This window comes from Pleomorphomonas sp. JP5, assembly GCF_023721815.1.
In the GTDB taxonomy this organism is placed as follows: Bacteria; Pseudomonadota; Alphaproteobacteria; order Rhizobiales; family Pleomorphomonadaceae; genus Pleomorphomonas.
Map to the genome: position 1 here is coordinate 215,597 of NZ_JAMDLI010000021.1, position 22,538 is coordinate 238,134.

Consider the following 22,538-nt stretch of genomic DNA (forward strand, 5'->3'; position numbering starts at 1 on the left):
CCCACCGTCGCCGCCAGCTCGCGTCTTTCGGAAAAGATTGTCGATGCGTACCCCCGGTTGGGGCGTTTTTTGTTTTCGACTTCGATTCCAATTTCCAGCCAAGAGATGCCGTATCCATGTCGGAGATGAAGCTCCAGGATCTCAAGAAGAAGACCCCCACCGAACTTCTGGCCGTTGCGGAAGAAGTCGAGGTGGAGAATGCCTCGACCATGCGCAAGCAGGAGCTTCTGTTTGCCATTTTGAAGCAGCTTGCCGAACAAGAGGTCGATATCATCGGCGAGGGCGTCGTCGAGGTGCTGCAGGACGGTTTTGGTTTCCTGCGTTCTCCCGATGCCAACTATCTGCCCGGTCCGGACGATATCTACATCTCCCCGGCTCAGATTCGTCGCTTTTCGCTCAGGACCGGCGATACCGTCGAGGGGCAGATCAGGAGCCCCAAGGAAGGCGAGCGTTATTTTGCGCTGCTCAAGGTCAACACGGTCAACTTCGAGGATCCGGAGAAGGCGCGCCATAAGGTGCACTTCGACAATCTGACGCCGCTCTACCCGGACGAGCGCTTCCGTATGGAAGTCGAGGGCGTACCCTCGAAAGACTTCTCGGCGCGCGTCATCGATATCGTGGCGCCGCTCGGCAAGGGCCAGCGCGCCTTGATCGTGGCGCCGCCGCGCACCGGCAAGACGGTGCTGCTCCAGAATATCGCGCATTCGATCACCACCAATCACCCGGAATGCTATCTGATCGTTTTGTTGATCGACGAGCGACCGGAAGAAGTGACGGACATGCAGCGCTCGGTGCGCGGCGAGGTGGTCTCTTCCACCTTTGACGAACCGGCGACGCGCCACGTCCAGGTCGCGGAAATGGTCATCGAGAAGGCGAAGCGTCTGGTTGAGCATGGCCGTGACGTCGTCATTCTTCTCGACTCGATCACTCGTCTCGGCCGTGCCTACAACACGGTGGTGCCGTCTTCCGGCAAGGTGTTGACCGGTGGTGTCGATGCCAACGCGCTGCAACGGCCCAAGCGCTTCTTCGGTGCCGCGCGCAATATCGAGCAGGGTGGTTCGTTGACCATTATCGCCACGGCGCTGATCGATACCGGCAGCCGCATGGACGAGGTGATCTTCGAAGAGTTCAAGGGCACCGGTAACTCGGAAATCATCCTGGATCGGAAGATCTCCGATAAGCGTGTGTTCCCGGCGATCGACATTCAGCGCTCCGGCACCCGCAAGGAAGATCTTCTGGTGGCTCCGGACAAGCTCAAGAAGACATTCGTCCTCCGCCGCATTCTCAACCCGATGGGAACCACCGACGCCACCGAGTTCCTGTTGGACAAGCTGCGGCAGACACGGACCAACGGCGATTTCTTCGATTCCATGAACACGTGACCGATTACCGGTGTTTCACGTGAATCAGTGGACGGTCATCGATTCGTTCCCGTTTCAATTTTGATGATATCGAGGGCCCCATTGGGGCCCTTGTCATTTTGAGCGCACCTTCCAAAACTTCCGCTTCAGTACTGTTTGAAGCGGATAGGGGCCCACGGAGGATTGAATCGTGATCGACACGATTTTCGCTTTGTCGTCGGGAGCGCCACCGAGTGGTGTTGCCGTGGTTCGTGTGTCCGGACCCAGCGTTCGATTCGCCCTCGAAACAACGATCGGCCGCTTGCCTGTACCCCGGCGCCTTGAGCTGAGAACTATCGGCGGCGAGGGGGATCCTATTGATCACGGTCTGGTGGCGTTCTTTCCCGCACCGAGCAGTTTTACCGGAGAGGATGTTGCCGAGTATCACCTGCATGGCGGTCGCGCTGTGTTGTCAGCCTTCCTTGAGCTTCTTGGAGGTCTTCCCGGGCTGAGACTGGCGGAAGCGGGGGAGTTTACGCGCCGCGCCTTTGAAAACGACCGACTCGACCTGACGGAAGCCGAAGGGCTCGCCGATCTCATTGCCGCTGAAACCGACGCTCAGAGGCGACAGGCTCTGCGCCTGGCAGGAGGGGCGTTTCGACAGAAGGCGGAAGATTGGCGTCGGCGGCTCATAGAGCTTCGCGCCCATGTCGAAGCTGATCTTGACTTCTCAGATGAGGAAGATGTTCCCGCTGATGTCTCGAGTGGCGTTGTGTCGGCCATTGCCAGGCTGCGAGCGGAACTCGAACGCGAACTGTTGGCCGGGAAGCGAGGGGAACGCATTCGCGACGGCCTGGAGGTTGTGGTGCTCGGCCCACCCAATGCGGGCAAGTCCAGCCTCATCAACGCGCTTGCCGAACGCGATGTCGCCATCGTCACGGATATTCCGGGCACCACCCGAGATCTTCTGGAGGTTCGCCTTGATCTGGACGGCTACGCCGTGACCTTGGTCGACACGGCCGGTCTTCGCGAGGGCGGTGACGTCATCGAAGTCGAGGGGATGCGTCGAGGCAGGGCTCGGGCGGCGTCGGCCGATATCGTTCTATGGCTGGACGAGAACGATGATACTCCGCCGGAGGAGGTGGCGTCGATTGGGTGCCAGGTGATTGGTGTCAGGACGAAGGCTGACTTGGCCCCGATGGGAAAGGTCGAGCAGTCCGTTTCCATCCACGATCGGGCATCACTCGATCGGCTTCTCCATCGGCTGGCTCTTGAGGCCTCCAGCCGGCTCGGGGGTGAGGCTCCCCTGGTTAGCCGCGCCCGGCAACGGCAGTGTCTGGAACAGGCCGAGGCGGCGCTGCGAGAGGCTGAGCGCTTGGACCTACCAGCGGAGGTGATAGCCGATCAGCTTCGACGGGCAGGGGACGCGCTTGGTCGGCTATCGGGTCGCATCGACGTGGAAGATGTGCTCGGGTCAATATTCTCGACTTTTTGCATCGGAAAATAACCGATTCCTATCCGAAACGATTCCTTAGGACCGGACGGAGTTGCCGCAGTGAACTTGCGCCGTCCGCTGGTCGGGTTATACATAATTAACGGTGTTTCACGTGAAACACTCCACAGCCTGTGGAAAACCTTTCGGATTCGCCTCCGATCCGAATTAGGGAATCGGGCCTTACCGGGTGAAGTCTAGGCGAGAATGACCGGAAAACAGCGCTTTCGGCTTTGACCTCGCGACCTCATTTGCCCTATGAAGGCCCACCTGACCTCTCCGCATCGACGCGAAGGCTTTGGGAAAGAGGGCTGGATAACGATCGGAGCCTGATGGCGACTGACGATCGAGCCATTCGAGCAAACAGCGAAACTTGCAGATATCGGAACGACGGTGGGCGATCTGGAACGCTTCGACGTAATTGTTATTGGTGGTGGCCACGCAGGCGTCGAGGCCGCGCACGCTGCTGCGCGTAGCGGGGCCCGGGCGGCGCTGGTCACGCATCGCTTCTCGACCATTGGTGCGATGTCTTGCAATCCTGCGATTGGAGGGCTCGGAAAGGGGCATCTTGTTCGTGAAGTGGATGCACTTGACGGCTTGATGGGGCGAGTTGCAGACGCCGCCGGCATCCAGTTTCGCCTGCTCAATCGTCGGAAGGGGCCAGCGGTGCGCGGGCCGCGCGCTCAAGCCGACCGCAAACTCTACAAAGCGGCAATGCAGGCCGAGATCGCCTCAGCCGCCAATCTCTCGGTCATCGAAGGCGAAGCGGATGACATAGAGATCTCGAGCGGGCGGGTCGCGGCTGTCGTCATGGCTGACGGTCGCCGATTGGCTTGCGGCGCTGTCGTTCTGACTACCGGCACCTTTCTGTCTGGCCTTATTCATCTCGGCCCCAAAACGACGCCTGCCGGGCGTATCGGCGAGCAGCCGGCGATGGGGCTGTCGCGAACGCTTGCGCGGCTTGGGCTGAGGCTGGGCCGGCTCAAGACAGGGACGCCGCCCCGTCTCGACCGCCATTCGATCGATTATGCGTCCCTGGAGGCTCAACCGGGCGACGACAGTCCTGAACCGTTCTCAACGCTCACATCGGCGATCGAGCAGCCGCAGGTGGCCTGCCACATTACCCGGACGGTTGAGGCAACGCACCGCGTGATCCGGGACAACGTTCATCGGTCGCCGATGTACTCCGGCCAGATCGGCAGTCGTGGTCCGCGTTACTGCCCGTCGATCGAGGACAAGATCGTCCGCTTTGGCGACCGCGATGGTCATCAGATCTTCCTGGAGCCGGAAGGGCTCGACAGCGACCTCGTTTACCCAAACGGCATCTCGACGTCTTTGCCAGAGGACGTTCAGGACGCCATCATTGCGTCCATTCCCGGGTTGGAGCGTGCTCGTATCGTCCAGTACGGCTATGCCATTGAGTACGACCACATCGATCCTCGGGAACTGCAGCCGACACTGGAGGCCAAAAAGCTAACCGGTCTGTTCCTCGCCGGTCAGATCAACGGTACAACGGGCTACGAAGAAGCCGCGGCCCAGGGCCTGGTTGCCGGTCTCAACGCGGCCCGGCGGGCAGGCGGAGCTGATGGTGTCGTTTTCGATCGTGCGGAGGCCTACCTGGGCGTGATGATCGACGACCTCGTGACGAAGGGTGTGAACGAGCCCTATCGCATGTTCACCTCTCGCGCCGAGTACCGGCTGTCGCTCAGGGCTGACAACGCCGACCAGCGACTGACGGCGAAGGGGGGGGAGCTTGGAGTCGTGGGGGCGATGCGCGCCACCGCGTTCTCGACGAAGATGTCGGCGCTTGAAGCGGCTCGACAGTTGGCCGTCTCGCTGTCCTTAAGCCCACGTGAGGGCGAGGAGCACGGTCTTTCGCTCAATCAGGACGGCGTCCGAAGGACCGCCTACGAGCTTCTGTCCTATCCGGACATGTCGCTGGCGCGTCTCGCTGGCATCTGGCCCGAGCTTGGTCGTTTCGACGGCGTGACGACTACGGCGCTTGAAACCGAGGCGCTCTATGCCGTCTACCTCAATCGGCAGGAGGCCGACATAGCGGCCTTTCGGCGAGATGAGGCGCGCGCGTTACCGGCCGACTTCGATTATCGCGCGGTAACAGGGCTTTCAAACGAGGTCCGGCAGAGGCTGGAGACCGTGAGGCCGACCACTCTCGGTCAGGCCGGCCGGATAGATGGTGTGACGCCGGCCAGCTTGACGCTGCTTCTTGCCCATCTGCGCAAACTCGCCACACGACAGAAAGGGGAGGCTGCCTGATGGCCGGCAAGGCAGCAGACATGATTGACGTCGCCAACGATCTCGATGCCGTGCGCGCCATTGTGCCGCTGGACGAGGCCATGGAAAAGCGTCTCGTCGCCTACGTGGATCTCGTTCGCAAATGGCAACCCGTCAAGAATCTGGTTGCCCCGTCAACGCTTCCCGACATCTGGCGGCGGCATGTCGCGGATGGGGCGCAGGCTTTCGCTGCACTGCCAAAGGCCAGGCGTTGGCTGGATCTCGGTTCCGGCGCAGGATTCCCGGGGCTCGTGACGGCCATCCTGTTGGCAGACGTTGAAGGCGCGTCGGTGACGCTCGTCGAGTCCAACGGGCGCAAGGCGGCCTTCCTTCAGGCTGTCGCTCGCGAGCTTAGGCTACCGGCGAAGATCGTTTCGGAGCGTATCGAGTCGCTTCCGGAACGACTACCGGCCGAAGAGATTCGATTCGATGCCGTTTCAGCTCGGGCTCTCGCCTCGCTCGATCGCCTCCTCGACTATGCCGAACCCTGGCTGGGCGCCGGAGCCACGGGTGTTTTCCACAAGGGACAGGATTTTGCCGCCGAGCACAGGCAAGCGGCTCTCTCGTGGAGCTTCGATCTGGTAGAACTGAAGAGCCGGATCGAAGCCGACAGTCGCATCATTCTCGTCGATCATGTCCGCCGGCTTCCGACTGCCGGTCTTCCAGAACAGGATGCCCGCCGATGAACCGCCTTCCGCACAATCCCCGTGTGTTGTCGTTGGCCAACCAGAAGGGCGGCGTCGGCAAGACGACGACGGCCATCAACCTCGGGACGGCTCTCGCGGCCATCGGCGAGGAGGTGCTGATCATCGACCTTGATCCGCAAGGCAATGCCTCGACCGGTCTCGGTATCGATCGCAAGTCGCGCAAGGTCTCGACCTACGACGTTCTGATTGGCGAAGCGGAGCTGCGAGAGTGCCTTGTTCCGACCGCTGTGCCACGGCTTACCGTTGCACCGTCGACGTTGGACAATCTTGGCGTCGAGCTGGAGATCGCCGGTTCGGGTGATCGTGCCTACCGTCTGAGAAAGGCCATCGCTCGTCACGTGGAGGTGGCGGAAAGCTCGGCTGGCCGCGAGAAGAACTTCAGCTACGTGCTGATCGACTGTCCGCCGTCGCTCAATCTCCTGACCATCAACGCCCTGTCTGCCTCACACTCCATCCTGGTGCCGCTGCAGTGCGAGTTCTTCGCCCTTGAGGGCTTGTCGCAGCTTCTGTCCACCGTCGAGCAGGTCAAGCGCAGCCTCAACCCGGAGCTCGGCATTCATGGGATCGTGCTGACCATGTATGATGGCCGCAACAATCTCAGTGCGCAGGTGGTTCAGGACGTCCGCGCCAACATGGGCGATGCCGTCTACGAGACGATCATTCCGCGTAATGTCCGCGTCTCCGAAGCGCCTTCCTACGGCAAGCCGGCGCTGCTCTACGATCTCAAGTGCACGGGCAGCCAAGCCTACTTGAAGCTTGCTTCCGAGATCATCCAGCGCGAGCGACGTTTCCGTGCCGTTGCGGCGTAAGGTGTTGCAAACTCAGGAAATCAGGACTTAGGGCCTCATCGGTCCGTCGGAACCCGAGGCGGAAGAAAGTGAAGGAAAAATCATGAGCAGCGTCAGCGACGAAAGCGGACGTCGGCGGCTTGGCCGGGGACTGGCGGCGCTGATTGGCGATGCCAGTTCCGAGTTCGAGGTGGTCGAGCGGGTGCGCGGCATTCGCAAGGTTGCGATCGATCTCATCAAGGCCAACCCCAAGAACCCGCGTCGTCTGTTCAAGGAAGAAGACCTTGAAGAGCTGGCAGGATCCATTCGCCAGCACGGCATGATTCAGCCGGTGGTGGTGCGGCCGGCGCCGGCCGGCGCCAGCGGTTACGAGCTGATCGCAGGAGAGCGCAGGTGGCGCGCGGCGCAGAAAGCCGGTCAGCATGAGATCCCGGTCATCATCCAGGATGTTACCGACCGCGAGGCGATGGAAATTGCCATCATCGAAAACGTTCAGCGGCAGGACCTCAACCCGCTGGAAGAGGCCATGGGTTACGACCAACTCATCCAGGAGTTCGAGTACACGCAGAACGATCTGGCCTCGGTGATTGGCAAGAGCCGCAGTCATGTCGCCAACACGCTGCGCCTTCTCAAGCTGCCGGAGCCGGTCAAGCAGTATCTCAATGACGGAGCTCTGACGGCGGGCCATGCCCGCGCTCTGATCGCCGCCCCCGATCCGGCGGCGCTCGCCAAGCGCATCGTCGAAGAGGGAATGACCGTGCGTTCCGCGGAAACCATGGCCCAGGCGACCATTTCCGAGCCGCATGGCCGAGCGAAAGCGGCAAAGCCGGACAAGGATGCGGACACTCGCGCGCTGGAAAAGCGACTGTCCGATGCGCTTGGACTGACCGTAGAGATCCGGCACAAGCCCAATGGCTCTGGTGAGATCAGGTTCGGCTACGCCAATCTTGATCAACTCGACGATATCATCCGGCGGCTGGAAGGCTGAGACATCTCGTTTCGCAATCGATCGATTCGTAAACGAAACGCCCCGACGAGATCGATCGTTGGGGCGTTTTCATTTCGACTCCGTTTCCCGAACTCCGCGGAGCTCGGTTGACGGTCCTCAGCGCTGCGATAGGGCGTTCACCATGCGGTTGATCCCTTCGTCGAGGAGCGACCGGGGGCAGCCAAAGTTGAGGCGAATGTGATGGTCGTCGCCACCGAAACTTGGGCCGGGGTTGAAGGCAACCTTGGCCTTGTCGAGGAAGAAGCGGTAGGCGTCGCCCAGATCGAGGGCGGAGCAGTCGAGCCAGGCAAGATAGGTTGCGTCGGGCGTATGGACCCGGATGCCCGGGATTTCTCGTTCGAGGCGAGCAATCAGATGGTTCCGATTGGCCTCGAGATAGGTGAGGAGCGCCTGCTTCCACGGCCGTCCGTGGCGAAGGGCGGCTTCGGTGGCGATAAGGCCCAGCACGTTGGCGCCTTCGCTCATGCCGAGACTGGCTGCCGCGAAGCGGTGGCGTAGCTCGGCATCGGGAATGATGGCATAGGCGGTCTTCAGGCCAGCAATGTTGTAGGTCTTGCTGGCGGCCATCAGGGTAATGGTGCGACTTGCGACGTCGGGTGACAGCGAGGCAATGGGCACGTGCTTTGCGCCGCCGTAGACGATGTCACAATGAATCTCATCCGAAATGATCACGGAACCGGAAGAAAGGCAGGCCTTCGCGATGGCTTCGAGCTCTGAACGTGTTCTTGTCCGGCCCGTGGGATTATGCGGGTTGCAGAGCAGGAAAGCCGCTGAGTCCTCAAGAGCGCCGGTCAAACGGTCAAGATCTACCGCCGACCCTTGTTCGACCGACAGAAGCGGGACATCGACGCGCGTGAGGTCCCAGTTGCCGGCAGCGGCGAGGATTGGGGGGTAGACAGGCGTTTCCACCACAAGCCGATCACCCGATTTGGTGAGGGCCTTGAGCGCCTGGTTGAAGCCGGGTACGACACCGGGCAGAAACACCACGTCGGCGGGCGAAATGGACCAGCCGTAGAGATCCAGCATGTCAGCTGCGATTGCGTCACGGAGGGAGGCCGGGCCGGGACCGCCATAGCCGAACACCGGGTGGTCGAGACGGTCGCGCAAGGCGGCCAGGATCGGTTCGGCAACCGGGAAGTCCATATCGGCCACCCACATCGGCAAAACGCCCTCGGGATAGCGGTCCCATTTGGACGTAGGCACCTGCCGTCGATCGATGACGGTGTCGAAGTCGTGGGCAGCCATGAACAAAAGTCCTTATTCTGGAAGCAGATCAGGAAACACTAGACCCAAAGGCCGGATCTGATCCAGTCTTTGGGTGGGCGAGGGCTGATGGCAAGGGAAACTGTCAGGGGCGCTTCAGCTCGATAAGGTCCCAACGGTTGCCGTAGAGATCCTCGAAGACGGCAACGGTACCGTAGGTTTCCAAGCGCGGCTCTTCGAGGAAGTGGACCCCTCTGGCCGAAAAGAGCGCATAATCGCGAGCGAAGTCGTCGGTTTCGAGGAACAGGAAGACCCGGCCACCGGTCTGGTCGCCAATATGCGCGGCCTGCTCTGGTCCGTCGGCTTGGGCAAGCAACAAGGCGGCGCCGGTGCCGCCTGGACCGACCCGCACCCATCGTTTGCCGTCACCAAGCGGTGTGTCTTCGATCAGCGAGAAGCCGAGCGTATCGACGTAGAATGCGATCGCCTCGTCATAGTCGGCTACGAGAAGTGCCAGGTTGGCGATCGTCCGGGTCATGCCGGATCCTTGGAGGCATCCGGTTGCTCGATGGCATGGCGCGACAGAAGCGGCAACTGCGCGATCGAGAAAACCAAGGTCAGCGGCATGATGCCCCAGACCTTGAAGGCGACCCAGAACTCCGTCGACTGGGTCCGCCATATCAGCTCGTTGAGGATGGCCAGCAGGAAGAAGAACAGGCCCCAGCGGATCGTCAGCTTGCGCCAGCCGGCGGCGTCCAGGTGGAAGGCGCCGTCGAAGACATAGCCGAGCAGCGTCTTGCCGAAGAGGAGGCCGCCGAGAAGAGCGCCACCGAACAGGCAGTTGACGATGGTCGGCTTCATCTTGATGAAGGTGTCGTCGTGGAGCACCAGCGTCAGCGTTCCGAAAACGGCAACGACGATACCGGTAACCAGCGGCATGATGGCAAGCCGTCGATTGATTATCCACGAGGCGACAAGCGCCACTGCCATGGCCGCCATGAAGGCCCCGGTGGCGACAAAAATACCAAAACGACCGTTCGCAAAGAAGAAGACGAGAAGCGGCCCCAGTTCAAGGGCCATCTTGAGCCAAGGGTTCTCGGCCTTGCGGCCAGCGGCGGGCAGTTCGGTCATCGATCACTCCTGGAGGGGCGCGTCACTTGTACTTGGAATAGTTGATCTCGAACCACTCGGGATTGGTGGGGTTGCCCACCTTGGTCTCGTAGATGGCCACCGTGGTGTCAAAGCCCTGATCGTCGGTTACGGTCCACTGCTTCAGTTCGGTGGTGCGCGCGTCGAAGTAGAGCGTCAGATGGCTGGTGACGAAGGTTCCGGGGTCCTGAAGGCGGATGACGATGAAATCGGAGTCGGCACTGACCGACTGCACCACCGCTTCCTCAAGAAGATTGATGTTCTTGTCCAGCAGGAAGCGCAACGGCGTTTCGGACAGCAGGTAGAGTGTTTGCGACTGCATGGCCTTGTCGTCGACCGCTACCGTCCGGCCGTCGACGGTAATGTCCAGCTGTGCCGGCGGGTAGTAACGGAAGCGCATCTTGCCGGGTCGGTCGATGACGAAATAGCCTGTCGTCTCACCGCCATCGGGCGCCGTCTGCAGGAACTTTCCCTCGAATGTGGTGATCGAGTTGAAGTAGCGATTGACCGCCTGAACCGTGGCAAGCTGCTCCGGCGAGAGATTGGCAAGGTTGGGCTTGGCGGCTGCTTCCGTCGCAGCGAAGGGCGAACCCGCGGTGGCGAGCGCCAGCGTCGCGCCGGCTCCGGCAAGGCCGTTCAGGAACGCGCGGCGCCCCATCTTCTGGGTATGAAACATCGCGGATAGCCTCTCCGTTGTTGCCTTCCGCAGGCTATGAAGGCGCTGCGGCACACGCCTCACCCACTTAAAGATCAGAAGATGGCGAAACAAGGTAGAGTTTCCTGCGTCGTATTGACAAGACGGCGGCGGGCGCCAAAGACAGGCATCAGATCGGGTGGAAGGAGAAGTCTTCCGCCTTCAAGGCTTGGGCCTTCGCGGGGTTTGCGGAGAATGGAGAGGCCAGTATGACCATTTCCGAAGCGCTTGGACGGGTGCGAGCGACAATCGAGGGTGCCGAGGAAGAAGCTGGCCGGCCGGCCGGATCGGTGAAGCTGATCGCCGTTTCCAAGACCTTTCCGGAGGCGGACGTCCGCGCCGCCATCGCGGCGGGACAGCTTGTCTTCGGCGAGAACCGGGTACAGGAGGCCGCTGCCAAGTTTCCGTCGGTCAAGGTTGATTTTCCCAGCGTGGAGCTGCATCTGATCGGGCCGCTTCAGTCGAACAAGGTGCGAGAGGCCGTGGCCTTGTTCGACGTCATCCATAGCGTTGACCGTGAAAAGATCGCTGCGGCCCTCGCCAAGGAAATGCAGGCGCAGGACCGCTTTCCGAAGCTGCTCGTTCAGGTCAACACGGGCGAGGAACCGCAGAAGGCCGGCATCCCGCCGCGCGAGACGGTGGATTTCGTGAAACGCTGCCGCGACGAGCACGGCCTGACCATCGCCGGTCTGATGTGCATTCCGCCCGTTGGCGATCCGCCGGCGCCGCATTTCGCCCTGCTTGACGAGTTGGCTCGCCGCGCCGGGGTTGCCTTTCGCTCGATGGGGATGTCGTCCGATTACGAAACGGCGATCGGGCAGGGCGCGACGCATGTCCGGGTCGGTAGCGCCATCTTCGGCTATCGCACCTACGGAGCTGCCTGAGCCGCGATGGCCTTCTCGATGGCCGGCATCAGTTCCGCCGAAATCCTATCGGGTGTGAGCGGCCCAACCAGCTTCGCGGCAATTCGACCGTTGGCAACCACGAAGGTTTCCGGCACGCCATAGACGCCCCAGTCGATGCCGACGCGGCCTTTGCGATCGGCGCCGACGGCGGCATAGGGATTGCCCAGGCCGTTGAGGAAGCGCAGCGCCTGGTCGTCGGCGTCCTTGTAGTTGAGGCCGTAGAGGCGAAAGCGCGGGTCCTGGGCAAGACCGGTCAGTAGCGGGTGCTCCGCACGACAAGGTGCGCACCAGCTGGCGAACACGTTGACGACGGAAACGCCCTTGGCAAGGTCGGCGGTCGAAAGACCGGGAACCGGCACTCCGTCCCGCATCAGGCCGGCGATCGGTTCGAGTTGGAACTCCGGCACGGGTTTGTCGATCAGCGCCGAGGGTATCTCCGATGGATCGCCTGCACCGAGTTTCGCGTAGAAGAGGACCGCGAGCGCCAGAAACAAGGCGAGGGGGACGAGCGCCAGAAGTTTGGCGCGGCGGCGCGTTGGTTGGCTCACGCCTGCGTCTCCAGCTTGCCGTCCACGGGAGTTTCGGGCGCTATACGGGCGGCGGCGCGCGCCGAGCGGCGGGTCAGGCCGCGCGCTTCGAGGGCCGAGAGCGTATGTCTCAGCCTGCGGTGATCCAGAACCACCCAAAGTGTGAGGCCGAGAGCTGTGAGTGTCGCCGCGCCGTAGCTCAGAAGAATGAAATCGGCGTAGGGGCCGAGAGAAGTGATCATCGGGCGGCTCCGGCGGCGGTCAGGCCAAGGGCGCGAATGCGTCGGCGCAGAATCTCGTTGCGCATCGCGGCCAGATGCAATGTGACGAGAAGCGCCGTGAAGGCCAGGGCCATGGCTGCGAGCGGCAGCAGCATGGTGGCGTCTATGGTCGGGCCGTCCATGCGGAACACCGATGCCGGCTGATGCAACGTGTTCCACCAATCGACCGAAAACTTGATGATCGGCAGGTTGACCGAACCGACCAGAATCAGGATCGCGGCAGCCCGTGCGCCGCGCGTCGGGTCCTCAATGGTGCGCCAGAGCGCGATGAGGCCTAGATACATGATGAACAGAACCAACACCGAGGTCAGGCGCGCATCCCACTCCCAATAGGTGCCCCACATCGGCCGGCCCCACAGCGAGCCGGTCACCAGCGCCAGCGCCGTGAAGGTGGCGCCGATCGGAGCTGCGGCTCGGGCCGCCACGTCGGCAAGCGGGTGCCGCCAGACCAGCGTACCGAGCGCGGAGACGGCCATGATGCCGTAGGTCAGCATGGAGAGCCAGGCAGCGGGCACGTGGATATACATGATCCTGACCGTCTCGCCTTGAAGATAGTCGGCCGGCGAACGGACGACCAAGACGAGGCCCGCAGCAAACAAGGCGACTGTGAGGCCGGCAAGCCAAGGGATCAGGCGGCTCGCAAGAACCAGGAAACGTGAGGGGTTGGCGAGATCGGCGAGGAGCATGCTTGCCTCGAGGCGTGGTGCGCGACCGCCAGTCGCGGCTTCGACGTATTCCAGACTGCACAAATAGCGGCTTCGTCGGCGACCGGCAATCCACACCAGCGAGAAGGGTGTCTCGCGCGAGCCGTCAGTCGCCAAGCCCGGCGATGGCGCGGGCGAAGTCGCGGGCGGCGAACGGCTCGAGATCGTCGATCCCTTCGCCAACGCCGATGAAGTGGACCGGCAGGCCGAACTTTTCGGCGATGGCGACCAGGATGCCGCCGCGCGCCGTACCGTCGAGCTTGGTCATGACGAGACCAGTAACACCGGCTGTCCGGCCGAAGGCTTCCACTTGCGAAACGGCATTCTGTCCAGTCGTGGCGTCGAGGACCAGGAGCACGTCGTGCGGCGCGGTGGGGTCGATCTTGCGGATGACGCGGATGACCTTCTCGAGCTCGGCCATCAGTTCGGCCTTGTTCTGAAGGCGCCCGGCCGTATCGATCATCAGGACGTCGACACCCTCGGCCTTGGCCTTGGTCAGCGCATCGAAGGCGAGGCCGGCCGAGTCGGAGCCGACGTCGCGGGCAATGATCGGCACATTGGTGCGCGCTGCCCAGACCTTCAACTGGTCGATGGCGGCGGCACGGAAGGTGTCACCTGCCGCCAACATGACCTTCTTGCCCTCGGCAGTGAACTTCGAGGCAAGCTTGCCGATGGTGGTGGTCTTGCCCGAACCGTTGACGCCGACCACGAGAACCACCTGCGGCGTTTCGTTTGGCTTCAGCGCAAAAGGAACGGCGACCGGAGCTAGAACCTTCTCAACCTCGTCCGCCAGAATGGTTTTGACCTCTTGGTCGGTGACGTCCTTGCCGTAGCGCTCGGACGACAGGCGATCGGTAATGACCGAGGCGACGGCGACGCCGAGATCGGCCTGAATCAGAACATCTTCGAGTTCTTCAAGCGTTTCGGCGTCGAGCTTGCGCTTGGTGAAGATGGAGACGATTCCGCCGCCAATCGCCTGCGAAGATCGAGACATGCCGGAAGTGAGGCGATGGAACCAGGACGGACGGTCGGCGGCGACGGGTGCCTCCGGCTCGACCGTTGATTCACGTGTATCCGGCGCTTCGCGTCCACCACCAAACCAACGCCCGATGAGGCCAGGCTTCTTGTCGTCCGACATGCTCGTTGGTCCTTCGCCTCAGGCGGCCTTGGAAATAAGGGTGCGGTCGGTCCGGCCTATGACGACGGCCGGGACGATCTCGCCCGGTGCGCCCCGGTCGATCTCGGTGAGCGTGAACTGTTCGGTGCGGCCGAGCCCGTCTTTCTCGACGAGTACGGCGTGATGCCGACCGGTCTCGGCGTCAAGATGGGCGCGGAATGCGAGGTCGCCCTTCTCTCTCAATCTAGACGCGCGAATCTTGATATCGGCTCGCTCTACTTGTGGCATGCGAGCGGCCGGCGTACCCGGGCGAGGCGAATAGGGAAAGACATGGAGATGAGTAAGGCCGCAGTCATCGACGATGGCGAGAGAGTTGCGGAACATGTCCTCGGTCTCGGTGGGGAAGCCGGCGATGATATCGGCGCCGAACACCATGTCGGGTCTGAGGCGTCGCGCTTCGTCGCAGAAGCGGATGGCATCCGCCCGCAGATGGCGGCGCTTCATGCGCTTCAGGATCAAATCGTCGCCATGCTGAAGAGACAGGTGCATGTGCGGCATCAGCCGCTCTTCCTCGGCGATCGCCGCCATGAGGTCCGGGTCGGCTTCGATCGAGTCGATCGAGGAAATGCGCAGGCGGGAGAGCTCAGGCACCTCCTTCAGGATGGATCGGGTCAGGCGACCGAGGCGCGGGTTGCCCGGCAGATCGTCGCCGTAGGAGGTGAGGTCGACGCCGGTCAGCACCACCTCGGCGTAACCGTTTTCCACGAGGCGGCGCACCTGGGCGACCACATCGCCCATCGGGACCGAACGGGAGTTGCCTCGACCGAAGGGGATGATGCAGAAGGTGCAGCGGTGGTCGCAGCCGTTTTGCACCTGAACGAAGGCCCGGGTGCGCCCCTCGAAGCCGTCGACCAGGTGCAGTGCGGTTTCGCGCACGCTCATGATGTCGTTGACGCGGGTCTTTTCCTCTGCCGACACGCCGAAATCGGGGATCGCCTGATAGGCCGCCTCGGTGAGCTTGTCGGCGTTGCCGACAACGAGATCGACCTCTTCCATGCCGGCGAACAGTTCGGGCGTGGTCTGGGCGGCGCAGCCCGTCACGACGATACGGGCCTCTGGATTGGCGCGACGGGCGCGACGGATCGCCTGCTTGGCCTGTCGCACCGCTTCCCCGGTGACGGCGCAGGTGTTGACCAGCACGGCCTCGGACAGGCCTGCCTCGGCCGCTTTTCGCCGCATCACTTCCGATTCCGCCGTGTTGAGGCGGCAGCCGAAGGTGATCACCTCGATTGCCATGCTTTCGTTCCGATGCTGATGTTCAAACCGGCTATATGGCGGAAAGGCGCGAAAATTGCCAGAGCGGAAACCAAGCGTCCGTTGTCGCGATCCCGGCGTCGGACGCCAAGCCAGTAAGGCCCGAAGTCACCATAGCCGGTTGAGGCACCGCCAAGACAACGCCAACCGAGCGTGTCCGGACCGACGAGGCGCCTCAGGCAGCGGCCGAGACGAAGATGTCTTCCGGGAGCAGGCCGTCGTGCTCGAACTCGGTGGCGCCGGTCATCATAATGCGGTTCTCCGCCGTCCACTCGATGACGAGATCGCCGCCCGGAAGCGTCACGCGGACCTTGCGCCCCGTCCGTCGTGTGCGAGCAGCCGACACGGCGGCGGCACAGGCGGCCGAACCGCAAGCGCGGGTCAGGCCAGCCCCGCGTTCCCATACCTTCAGCGTCAAGGCGTCGGGCGCCGTCACATGGGCAAGCGAGATGTTGGCTCGCTCGGGGAAAATGGGGTGATTTTCCAGCATCGGCCCTATTGCGGCCAGATCGTAGGCCTCGACGTCGTCCACCCAGAAAATGGCGTGTGGGTTGCCGATGTTGGCGACCGAGGGGGAATGAAGGATCGGCGCGTCGATCGGTCCGATCTGCAACTCGATGGCGCGGGTGTCGGCAAAAGGCTCGGCGAGCGGAATGTCGTTCCAAGCGAAACGCGGCTCGCCCATGTCGACGGTCACCAGACCACCGTCGGCCTTTTCGACGCGCAACAGGCCGGCGCGTGACTCGAGACGGAAAGTTGAAGGGGCGCCGCCCTCGAAGAGACGCGTGCCAACGCAACGTGTGCCGTTGCCACACGCAAAGCTCTCAGACCCGTCGATATTGAAAATGCGCATGAAGGCCAGTGTATCGGGCCGACGTGGCGCATAGAGCACCATGAGCTGGTCAAAGGGTTCCTTGGCTCCGATTGCACGAGCCGCCTCGGCCGTCACCTTTTCCGGGCGATCCCGCAGATCCAGCACGACGATCTCGTTGCCGATGCCATTCATCTTGACGTAGGGGATGCTCATTGCGGCCTCGTTCTTTCGATTCTTCATAGACGATCGGAGGCGGTGGCGGAAGCGGTCGGCGGGGACAGAGCCGCGAAAGAGCCTTTCGGGTCAGGCAAAAGCCGGTTTTCCTTGACTTGGAGCCGCCGTGCCGCTAATGGCGCTTCATTCTCGTCCTGTTGCGACAGCCGAGCCGCCGACCGGGGCATGATCCCGGAGGTCAACATCCGCCAGCGCGTTGCGCCCGCGGATGCGCGTGGCGCTTGGGTTTCGTGGCGGGTGGGGCCATATGAGCGGTTCGACAGACCGTTCGACGAGGACCGCCGATGTTTGAAAGCCTTTCCGATCGCCTTGCCGGCATTTTCGACAAGCTGACCCGTCGCGGTGCGCTGTCGGAAGCCGACGTCGCGGAAGCCATGCGCGAGGTACGCCGGGCTCTGCTCGAGGCCGACGTGGCGCTCGACGTCGTCAAGTCCTTCACCGACAAGGTGAAGAACCGCGCTGTCGGCGTCGATGTGGTCAAGTCGGTCACGCCTGGCCAGATGGTGGTCAAGATCGTCCACGATCAGCTCGTGGAGACGCTGGGGTCAGATGCCCAGCCGATCGATCTCGAAGCGCCGGCACCGGTCGCCATTCTGATGGTCGGTCTCCAGGGCTCCGGCAAGACGACGACGACTGCCAAGATTGCGCGCCGCCTTACCGAGCGTCAGCGCAAGAAGGTGCTGATGGCGTCGCTGGATACCCGGCGTCCGGCTGCCATGGAGCAGTTGAAGGTTCTTGGGCAGCAGAATGGCATCGATACGCTGCCTATCGTCGCCGGGCAGTCGGCGCAGGAAATCGCTGCGCGGGCGATGACCGCGGCTCGTCTCGGCGGTTACGACGTGGTTCTGCTCGATACCGCCGGTCGCGTCACCGTCGACGATGCCCTGATGAACGAGGCTGCCGACGTCAAGCGCATTGCCCAGCCGCACGAAGTGTTGCTGGTCGCCGACGCGCTGACCGGCCAGGACGCCGTCAATACGGCGCGCGCCTTCGACGGACAGATCGGCATCACCGGTATCGTGCTGACCCGCGTCGACGGCGACGGTCGTGGCGGCGCCGCGCTGTCCATGCGTGCCGTCACCGGCAAGCCGATCAAGCTGATGGGTGTCGGCGAAAAGGCCGATGCCCTCGAGGATTTTCATCCGCAGCGGGTGGCCGACCGCATTCTCGGCATGGGCGACATCGTGGCGCTGGTCGAAAAGGCCGCTGCCAACCTCGACGCCGAAAAGGCGGCCCGGATGGCCGCCAAGATGGGCAAGGGCGAGTTCGACATGAACGACCTCGCCGAACAGCTCGGGCAGATGCAGAAGATGGGCGGCATGAGCGGCATCCTCGGCCTGATGCCCGGCATGGCCAAGATGAAAAACCAGCTCGCCACCGCCGGCTTTGACGATCGCCTGCTGAAGCGACAGCTCGCCGTCATCCAGTCGATGAACAAGAAGGAACGGGCCAAGCCCGCCGTCATCGATGCCAAGCGCCGCAAGCGTATTGCAGCCGGCTCCGGCACCGAGGTCTCCGACGTCAACAAGGTGCTGAAAATGCACCGGCAGATGGCGGACATGATGAAGGCGATGGGCAAGCAGAAGGGTGGCCTGTTCGGCGGCCTTGGCAAGCTTGGCGCCATGATGGGCGGCGGGGGCATGCCCGACCCGTCCAAGATGGATCCGGCGCAGCTCGAGAAGATGGCCCGCGACATGGGCATGGGTGGTGGACTTGGCGGAAAGGGCGGCTTGCCGCCTGGAGCGCTGCCGCCCGGTCTTTCCGGCCTTCCGGGTCTGCCAGGCGGCCGCCTTCCGGGATTGCCGGGTCTCCCGGGCTTGCCGAAGGGACCGAAGAAATGACGACCCCCGATCCGGTGATGGCCGAACTCCTGGAACTGCGCGGTTCGATCGACAATATCGACGCGGCGCTGGTCCATCTTCTCGCGGAACGCTTCAAGTGTACGCAGAAGGTCGGCCAGCTCAAGGCCGAGCACCGTCTGCCACCGGCCGATCCCTCCAGGGAGAAGGTCCAGATCGAACGGCTGCGGGCCCTTGCCGCCGATGCCCGTCTCGATCCCGATTTTGCCGAGAAATTCCTGAACTTCATCATCACGGAAGTGATCAGGCACCATGAGGCGCTCCGCCTCTAGGCGGCGCTCCATTCCCACCCAAGACAGCCAACCTCAAGACAACCAAGCTGGAGTAATCACAATGTCCCTCAAGATCCGTCTCGCCCGTGGTGGCGCCAAGAAGCGCCCGCACTACTCGATCGTCATCGCCGACGCCCGTTCGCCGCGCGATGGCCGCTTCATCGAGAAGATCGGCACTTTTGACCCGATGCTGGCCGACGACGCCGAAAACCGCGTCGTGCTCGACGCCGACCGCGCCAAGTACTGGCTCGATCAGGGCGCCCAGCCGACCGATCGCGTGCTGCGCTTCCTCGACAAGGCCGGTCTTGCCAACCGTCCGACCCGCAGCAACCCGAAGAAGGCCGAGCCGGGCGACAAGGCCAAGGAGCGCGCCGCCGAGCGTGCCGAGAAGGCCGCCGCCGTCGAAGCTCCGACCGAGTGATTTCGGCCTGAGATCATCTCATAATGGACCGTCCCGTCCCGCGGGGCGGTCCTTTTCGTTGATGGAGGCAGGCCCGTGGCCGAACCGCAGAAGTCCGTTGTCATTGCCGAAATCGGCGCCGCCCATGGCGTGCGCGGCGAGGTGCGGGTCAAGTCGCATACAGCCGATCCCCTGGCCGTGGCCGACTACGGCCCTCTGTACGACAGCCGTGGGGCTGTCTTTCGCGTCAAGTCGATGAGGCACCTCAAGGACGACATGCTGGTCGTTTCCTTTGAGGGACTGACTGACCGAACCGCTGCCGAGAAGCTCAACCGCACCAAGCTTTACGTCGATAGGTCGGCACTGCCGCCGCCGGACGAGGAGGAGTTCTACCACACCGACCTCATCGGTCTCGCGGTTGAGACGACGGCCGGCGAGGCGGTCGGCACGGTGGTTGCGGTGGCCAACTTCGGAGCTGACGATCTTCTGGATGTGCGGCGTCCGGGACGCGCGTCGGTCTATGTGCCGTTTACGCGCGCTGTCGTGCCGACCCTGGACTTTGCCGCAGGCAAGGCCATCATCGAACCGCCGGAAGGTCTTCTGGACGAGCCGGGCGAACCGGAAGGGGAGGGCGCATCGTGACCGGCTTTGCCGCCGACGTGCTGACGCTCTATCCGGAGATGTTCCCCGGCCCGCTCGGAGCCAGTCTTGCTGGCCGCGCGCTAGCCGACGGGGGCTGGTCCCTGAAGGCGACACAGATCCGCGATTTTGCCGAAGGACGGCACCGCAACGTCGACGACACGCCGGCCGGCGGCGGACCCGGCATGGTGATGCGCGCCGACGTGTTGGCGCGCGCCATCGATGCGGTGTCGCCGGCGGATGATCCCCGACCGCGCCTTTTGATGACGCCGCGCGGGGCGCCGCTCAAGCAGGCGCGCGTACGCGAACTCGCTGCCGGTCCTGGCGTCGTGATCGTCTGTGGCCGTTTCGAGGGCGTCGATGAACGGCTGATTGGTCGCCGGCGGCTCGAAGAAGTCTCGATCGGCGACTATGTGCTGTCGGGTGGAGAGGTGGCGGCCATCGTGCTGCTCGATGCGGCGGTTCGACTGCTGCCCGGCGTCATGGGCAACGACCTCTCGGGCGTCACCGAAAGCTTCGAGGAAGGCCTTCTCGAGCATGCCCAGTACACCCGGCCGCCGGTCTTTGAGGACGAGCCGGTCCCGCCGGTTCTTCTGTCCGGCGACCATGCGAAAGTGGACGCTTGGCGCCGTGACGATGCCGAACGGGTAACGGCCGAGCGGCGTCCCGACCTCTGGTCTGCGCATCTTGCCGCCAAAGGCCGGAAATGAGCAGTTTCCAGCAAAGAATCTGGCGGGAAGTGGTCGACAAACCTGTCCGCCTCGTGTAGGAACCCCGCCCATAGTTGATTGACGTATCCGCCCCTTCGCTCCGCTGTGACGATGTCCGGGCGCTCTGGTCGGCTCAGGAAGAAGAAGGAATCCAAAGATGAGCAAGATCATCCAGGAGCTCGAGGCCGAGCAGATGGCCGTGGTCAAGGCCCAGCGCGAGCTGCCCGAGTTCTCCCCCGGCGACACCGTTCGCGTCAACGTGAAGGTCACCGAAGGCAGCCGTACTCGCGTGCAGGCCTATGAAGGCGTCTGCATCGCCCGCAAGGGTGGCGGCCTCAACGAGAGCTTCACGGTCCGCAAGATTTCCTACGGCGAGGGCGTCGAGCGCGTCTTCCCGATCTACTCGCCGATGATCGACTCGCTCGAGGTGGTGCGCCGCGGTAAGGTGCGCCGGGCCAAGCTCTATTATCTGCGCGATCTGCGCGGCAAGGCGGCCCGTATCTTCGAGGCGAACAACGCCCGCGCCCGCAAGCTCAACGAAGCCGCCAAGGCCGACAAGTGAGCTCAGCCCAAGGCTGACCGATCGTTTCAGGCCCGCGTGCTTTGCTCGCGGGCCTTTTCATATTCGGAGATCCCGAGAGCCCATGCGACAGGTCAAGATTGCCACCTGGAACATCAACTCCGTCCGCATGCGCCGGCTCATCGTAGAGCGGCTGCTCAACGAGACGGCACCCGACGTGTTGTTCCTGCAGGAAACGAAGTGCCAGGATGCCCAGTTCCCGACCGCGGACTTCCGCAAACTCGGATACGAGCATTTCGCCCTGAATGGCGGACGCGGGGGCTACCACGGCGTCGGTATCGTGTCGCGCCTGCCGCTTGGCGACATTCGCGTTCATGAGTTCTGTGAGAAAGCAGGCGACCCGCGTCACATTTCGGCAGTGATCGGCGAGGGAAGCTCTGCTTTTCGTGTCCATAACTTCTATGTGCCAGCTGGCGGCGACGAACCCGATGCCAGCATCAATCCGAAGTTCGAGCACAAGCTTCGCTTCCTCGACGAGATGAAGGACTTCCTGCCGACGGCGAGCGACGGAGTGCCGGACGTGGTGGTCGGCGATCTCAACGTGGCGCCCTATGAGCACGATGTCTGGTCTCACAAGGCGCTCTTGAAGATCGTCAGCCACACGCCGATCGAGTGCGAGAAGCTGGAAGCGGTGCGCGCCGCCGTTGGTTACGTCGATGTTGCTCGACACTTCGTGCCAGCTGACGAGAAGCTCTATTCCTGGTGGAGCTATCGCGCCAAGGACTGGCGGGCGGCCGACAAGGGCCGACGGCTTGACCATATCTGGGTCCACCCGGACATGGTCTCGCGCGTACGCGACTTCCGCATTCTGAAGGACGCGCGCGATTGGGAGCGCCCGTCGGATCACGCGCCGGTCATGGTCGGCATCGACGTCTGAGTTCAGGCGGGATCAGTTTCCGAGGCGATCGAGACGGTCGCGCACCGTCATCAGGCGCGACGTTGTCTCGCGCACATTGGCCGACAGGCGGCGATGAAGGTTGGCGGCGATCTCTGGAAACTCGTCGAGCATGCGCCGGAACAGCGGCCGGCGGATCAAAATGGTTTCGACCCGGCCGCGCGCCACGGCGGTCATGGTCCGCTCGCCATCGACGATCAGGGCAAGTCCGCCGAGCAGGGCGCCGCGTCCGATCACTTCAGCGGCGGTTTCGGAATCGCCCGGTGAGAACAGAGCTACTTCGCCCGAAGATATGACGTGAGCGCAATCGGCGCGATCGCCTGCCGAGTAGAGGCGTTGCCCGTCCCTGAAGTCGCGGTTCTCGGCCGAGAAGGCGAGCAGGCGCAGTTTGTCCTCCGTGAAATCGGAAAGCATGGACACCGTGCCGAGCAGCTTTATATCGGACTCGAGACTCATGAATGGCCTGGCGCGGGCGGGACAATGTTGAGGGCGGGACACCCGGGCATGCGCCACCCACGCGGCGCACGCCCCAGATTCCCTAGCATGTCATCCAGGGAAGGTTAACCGCCCAATCCCCGGCCGGCTTGCGTCGGCCGGGTTTTCCACCCTGAAC

At 63.0% G+C, this 22,538-nt stretch carries 24 protein-coding genes and 1 pseudogene; 14 read left to right on the top strand and 11 right to left on the bottom strand.

Annotated elements, in window-relative coordinates; genetic code table 11:
- Positions 1–116 precede the first annotated feature (116 nt).
- From rho to M4J40_RS18960, 6 genes are all read left to right on the top strand, one after another.
- A complete protein-coding gene (rho, locus tag M4J40_RS18935) occupies positions 117–1,382 on the top strand; it encodes a transcription termination factor Rho (RefSeq protein ID WP_100080831.1) in 1,266 nt (421 codons plus the stop codon).
- Between the two features lie 169 nt (positions 1,383–1,551).
- Complete coding sequence (gene mnmE / locus M4J40_RS18940; RefSeq protein ID WP_251755969.1) at positions 1,552–2,847, top strand: tRNA uridine-5-carboxymethylaminomethyl(34) synthesis GTPase MnmE; 1,296 nt, start codon at positions 1,552–1,554, stop codon at positions 2,845–2,847.
- A 387-nt stretch (positions 2,848–3,234) separates the two neighbouring features.
- Positions 3,235–5,106, top strand: a complete 1,872-nt coding sequence (gene mnmG, locus M4J40_RS18945; protein WP_251756074.1) for a tRNA uridine-5-carboxymethylaminomethyl(34) synthesis enzyme MnmG — start codon at positions 3,235–3,237, stop codon at positions 5,104–5,106.
- Positions 5,106–5,810, top strand: a complete 705-nt coding sequence (rsmG, locus tag M4J40_RS18950) for a 16S rRNA (guanine(527)-N(7))-methyltransferase RsmG (RefSeq protein ID WP_251755970.1) — start codon at positions 5,106–5,108, stop codon at positions 5,808–5,810. Before mnmG ends, rsmG begins: the two co-directional genes overlap by 1 nt.
- Complete coding sequence (locus tag M4J40_RS18955) at positions 5,807–6,640, top strand: ParA family protein (protein ID WP_251755971.1); 834 nt, start codon at positions 5,807–5,809, stop codon at positions 6,638–6,640. The genes rsmG and M4J40_RS18955 overlap by 4 nt, the downstream gene beginning before the upstream one ends.
- Positions 6,641–6,722: 82 nt before the next feature.
- Entirely contained in the window at positions 6,723–7,607 is an 885-nt protein-coding gene (locus tag M4J40_RS18960; RefSeq protein ID WP_251755972.1) for a ParB/RepB/Spo0J family partition protein, read from the top strand.
- 117 nt (positions 7,608–7,724) lie between these two features.
- Here the strand turns inward: M4J40_RS18960 and M4J40_RS18965 are convergent, their stop codons facing one another.
- The 4 genes from M4J40_RS18965 to M4J40_RS18980 form a co-directional block, all read right to left on the bottom strand.
- Entirely contained in the window at positions 7,725–8,873 is a 1,149-nt protein-coding gene (locus tag M4J40_RS18965) for a MalY/PatB family protein (RefSeq protein WP_251755973.1), read from the bottom strand.
- Positions 8,874–8,976: 103 nt separating this feature from the next.
- Positions 8,977–9,369 (bottom strand): VOC family protein, encoded by a 393-nt coding sequence (locus tag M4J40_RS18970; RefSeq protein WP_251755974.1) that lies wholly within the window; start codon positions 9,367–9,369, stop codon positions 8,977–8,979.
- The gene (locus M4J40_RS18975; protein ID WP_251755975.1) at positions 9,366–9,962 is read right to left on the bottom strand and encodes a septation protein A; all 597 of its coding nucleotides are present in this window, start codon (positions 9,960–9,962) and stop codon (positions 9,366–9,368) included. The genes M4J40_RS18970 and M4J40_RS18975 overlap by 4 nt, the downstream gene beginning before the upstream one ends.
- 22 nt (positions 9,963–9,984) lie before the next feature.
- Positions 9,985–10,656: an outer membrane lipoprotein carrier protein LolA gene (locus tag M4J40_RS18980; RefSeq protein WP_251755976.1), complete on the bottom strand. Its 672-nt coding sequence runs from the start codon at positions 10,654–10,656 to the stop codon at positions 9,985–9,987.
- A gap of 227 nt (positions 10,657–10,883) precedes the next feature.
- Between M4J40_RS18980 and M4J40_RS18985 the strand changes: the two genes are divergently transcribed.
- On the top strand, positions 10,884–11,558 hold the full coding sequence (locus M4J40_RS18985; RefSeq protein ID WP_251755977.1) for a YggS family pyridoxal phosphate-dependent enzyme: 675 nt from the start codon (positions 10,884–10,886) through the stop codon (positions 11,556–11,558).
- On the opposite strand, the gene M4J40_RS18990 is transcribed toward M4J40_RS18985, so the two are convergent.
- The 6 genes from M4J40_RS18990 to dapF all read right to left on the bottom strand — a co-directional run bounded on the left by M4J40_RS18990 (position 11,543) and on the right by dapF (position 16,549).
- A complete protein-coding gene (locus M4J40_RS18990; RefSeq protein ID WP_251755978.1) occupies positions 11,543–12,127 on the bottom strand; it encodes a DsbE family thiol:disulfide interchange protein in 585 nt (194 codons plus the stop codon). The two genes, M4J40_RS18985 and M4J40_RS18990, sit on opposite strands and share 16 nt — an antisense overlap.
- Positions 12,124–12,348: a heme exporter protein CcmD gene (gene ccmD / locus M4J40_RS18995; protein WP_251755979.1), complete on the bottom strand. Its 225-nt coding sequence runs from the start codon at positions 12,346–12,348 to the stop codon at positions 12,124–12,126. Before ccmD ends, M4J40_RS18990 begins: the two co-directional genes overlap by 4 nt.
- A complete protein-coding gene (locus M4J40_RS19000) occupies positions 12,345–13,073 on the bottom strand; it encodes a heme ABC transporter permease (protein WP_251755980.1) in 729 nt (242 codons plus the stop codon). Before M4J40_RS19000 ends, ccmD begins: the two co-directional genes overlap by 4 nt.
- A 124-nt stretch (positions 13,074–13,197) precedes the next feature.
- Entirely contained in the window at positions 13,198–14,229 is a 1,032-nt protein-coding gene (ftsY, locus tag M4J40_RS19005) for a signal recognition particle-docking protein FtsY (protein WP_251755981.1), read from the bottom strand.
- Positions 14,230–14,247: 18 nt separating this feature from the next.
- On the bottom strand, positions 14,248–15,504 hold the full coding sequence (gene mtaB, locus M4J40_RS19010) for a tRNA (N(6)-L-threonylcarbamoyladenosine(37)-C(2))-methylthiotransferase MtaB (RefSeq protein ID WP_251755982.1): 1,257 nt from the start codon (positions 15,502–15,504) through the stop codon (positions 14,248–14,250).
- Positions 15,505–15,697: 193 nt separating this feature from the next.
- Complete coding sequence (dapF, locus tag M4J40_RS19015; RefSeq protein WP_251755983.1) at positions 15,698–16,549, bottom strand: diaminopimelate epimerase; 852 nt, start codon at positions 16,547–16,549, stop codon at positions 15,698–15,700.
- Between the two features lie 305 nt (positions 16,550–16,854).
- Here dapF and ffh point away from each other — a divergent pair, with 305 nt between their 5' ends.
- The 7 genes and pseudogenes from ffh (at position 16,855) to M4J40_RS19050 (ending at position 21,907) form a co-directional block, all read left to right on the top strand.
- On the top strand, positions 16,855–18,411 hold the full coding sequence (gene ffh, locus M4J40_RS19020; RefSeq protein WP_251755984.1) for a signal recognition particle protein: 1,557 nt from the start codon (positions 16,855–16,857) through the stop codon (positions 18,409–18,411).
- Positions 18,408–18,701, top strand: a complete 294-nt coding sequence (locus M4J40_RS19025; protein ID WP_251755985.1) for a chorismate mutase — start codon at positions 18,408–18,410, stop codon at positions 18,699–18,701. The genes ffh and M4J40_RS19025 overlap by 4 nt, the downstream gene beginning before the upstream one ends.
- Before the next feature lie 61 nt (positions 18,702–18,762).
- Positions 18,763–19,122 carry a 30S ribosomal protein S16 gene (gene rpsP, locus M4J40_RS19030; RefSeq protein WP_251755986.1) on the top strand — a complete coding sequence of 120 codons (360 nt, stop codon included), beginning with the start codon at positions 18,763–18,765 and terminating at the stop codon, positions 19,120–19,122.
- Between the two features lie 75 nt (positions 19,123–19,197).
- Positions 19,198–19,743, top strand: coding sequence for a ribosome maturation factor RimM (rimM, locus tag M4J40_RS19035; RefSeq protein ID WP_251755987.1), 546 nt, complete (start codon positions 19,198–19,200; stop codon positions 19,741–19,743).
- Positions 19,740–20,450 (top strand): tRNA (guanosine(37)-N1)-methyltransferase TrmD, encoded by a 711-nt coding sequence (gene trmD, locus M4J40_RS19040; RefSeq protein WP_311134166.1) that lies wholly within the window; start codon positions 19,740–19,742, stop codon positions 20,448–20,450. The genes rimM and trmD overlap by 4 nt, the downstream gene beginning before the upstream one ends.
- 157 nt (positions 20,451–20,607) lie before the next feature.
- A pseudogene (gene rplS, locus M4J40_RS19045) lies at positions 20,608–21,000 on the top strand (50S ribosomal protein L19); the annotation flags it as partial.
- A 94-nt stretch (positions 21,001–21,094) separates the two neighbouring features.
- The gene (locus M4J40_RS19050) at positions 21,095–21,907 is read left to right on the top strand and encodes an exodeoxyribonuclease III (protein ID WP_251755989.1); all 813 of its coding nucleotides are present in this window, start codon (positions 21,095–21,097) and stop codon (positions 21,905–21,907) included.
- A gap of 12 nt (positions 21,908–21,919) precedes the next feature.
- On the opposite strand, the gene M4J40_RS19055 is transcribed toward M4J40_RS19050, so the two are convergent.
- On the bottom strand, positions 21,920–22,381 hold the full coding sequence (locus M4J40_RS19055; RefSeq protein ID WP_251755990.1) for a Crp/Fnr family transcriptional regulator: 462 nt from the start codon (positions 22,379–22,381) through the stop codon (positions 21,920–21,922).
- Between the last annotated feature and the right edge of the window lie 157 nt (positions 22,382–22,538).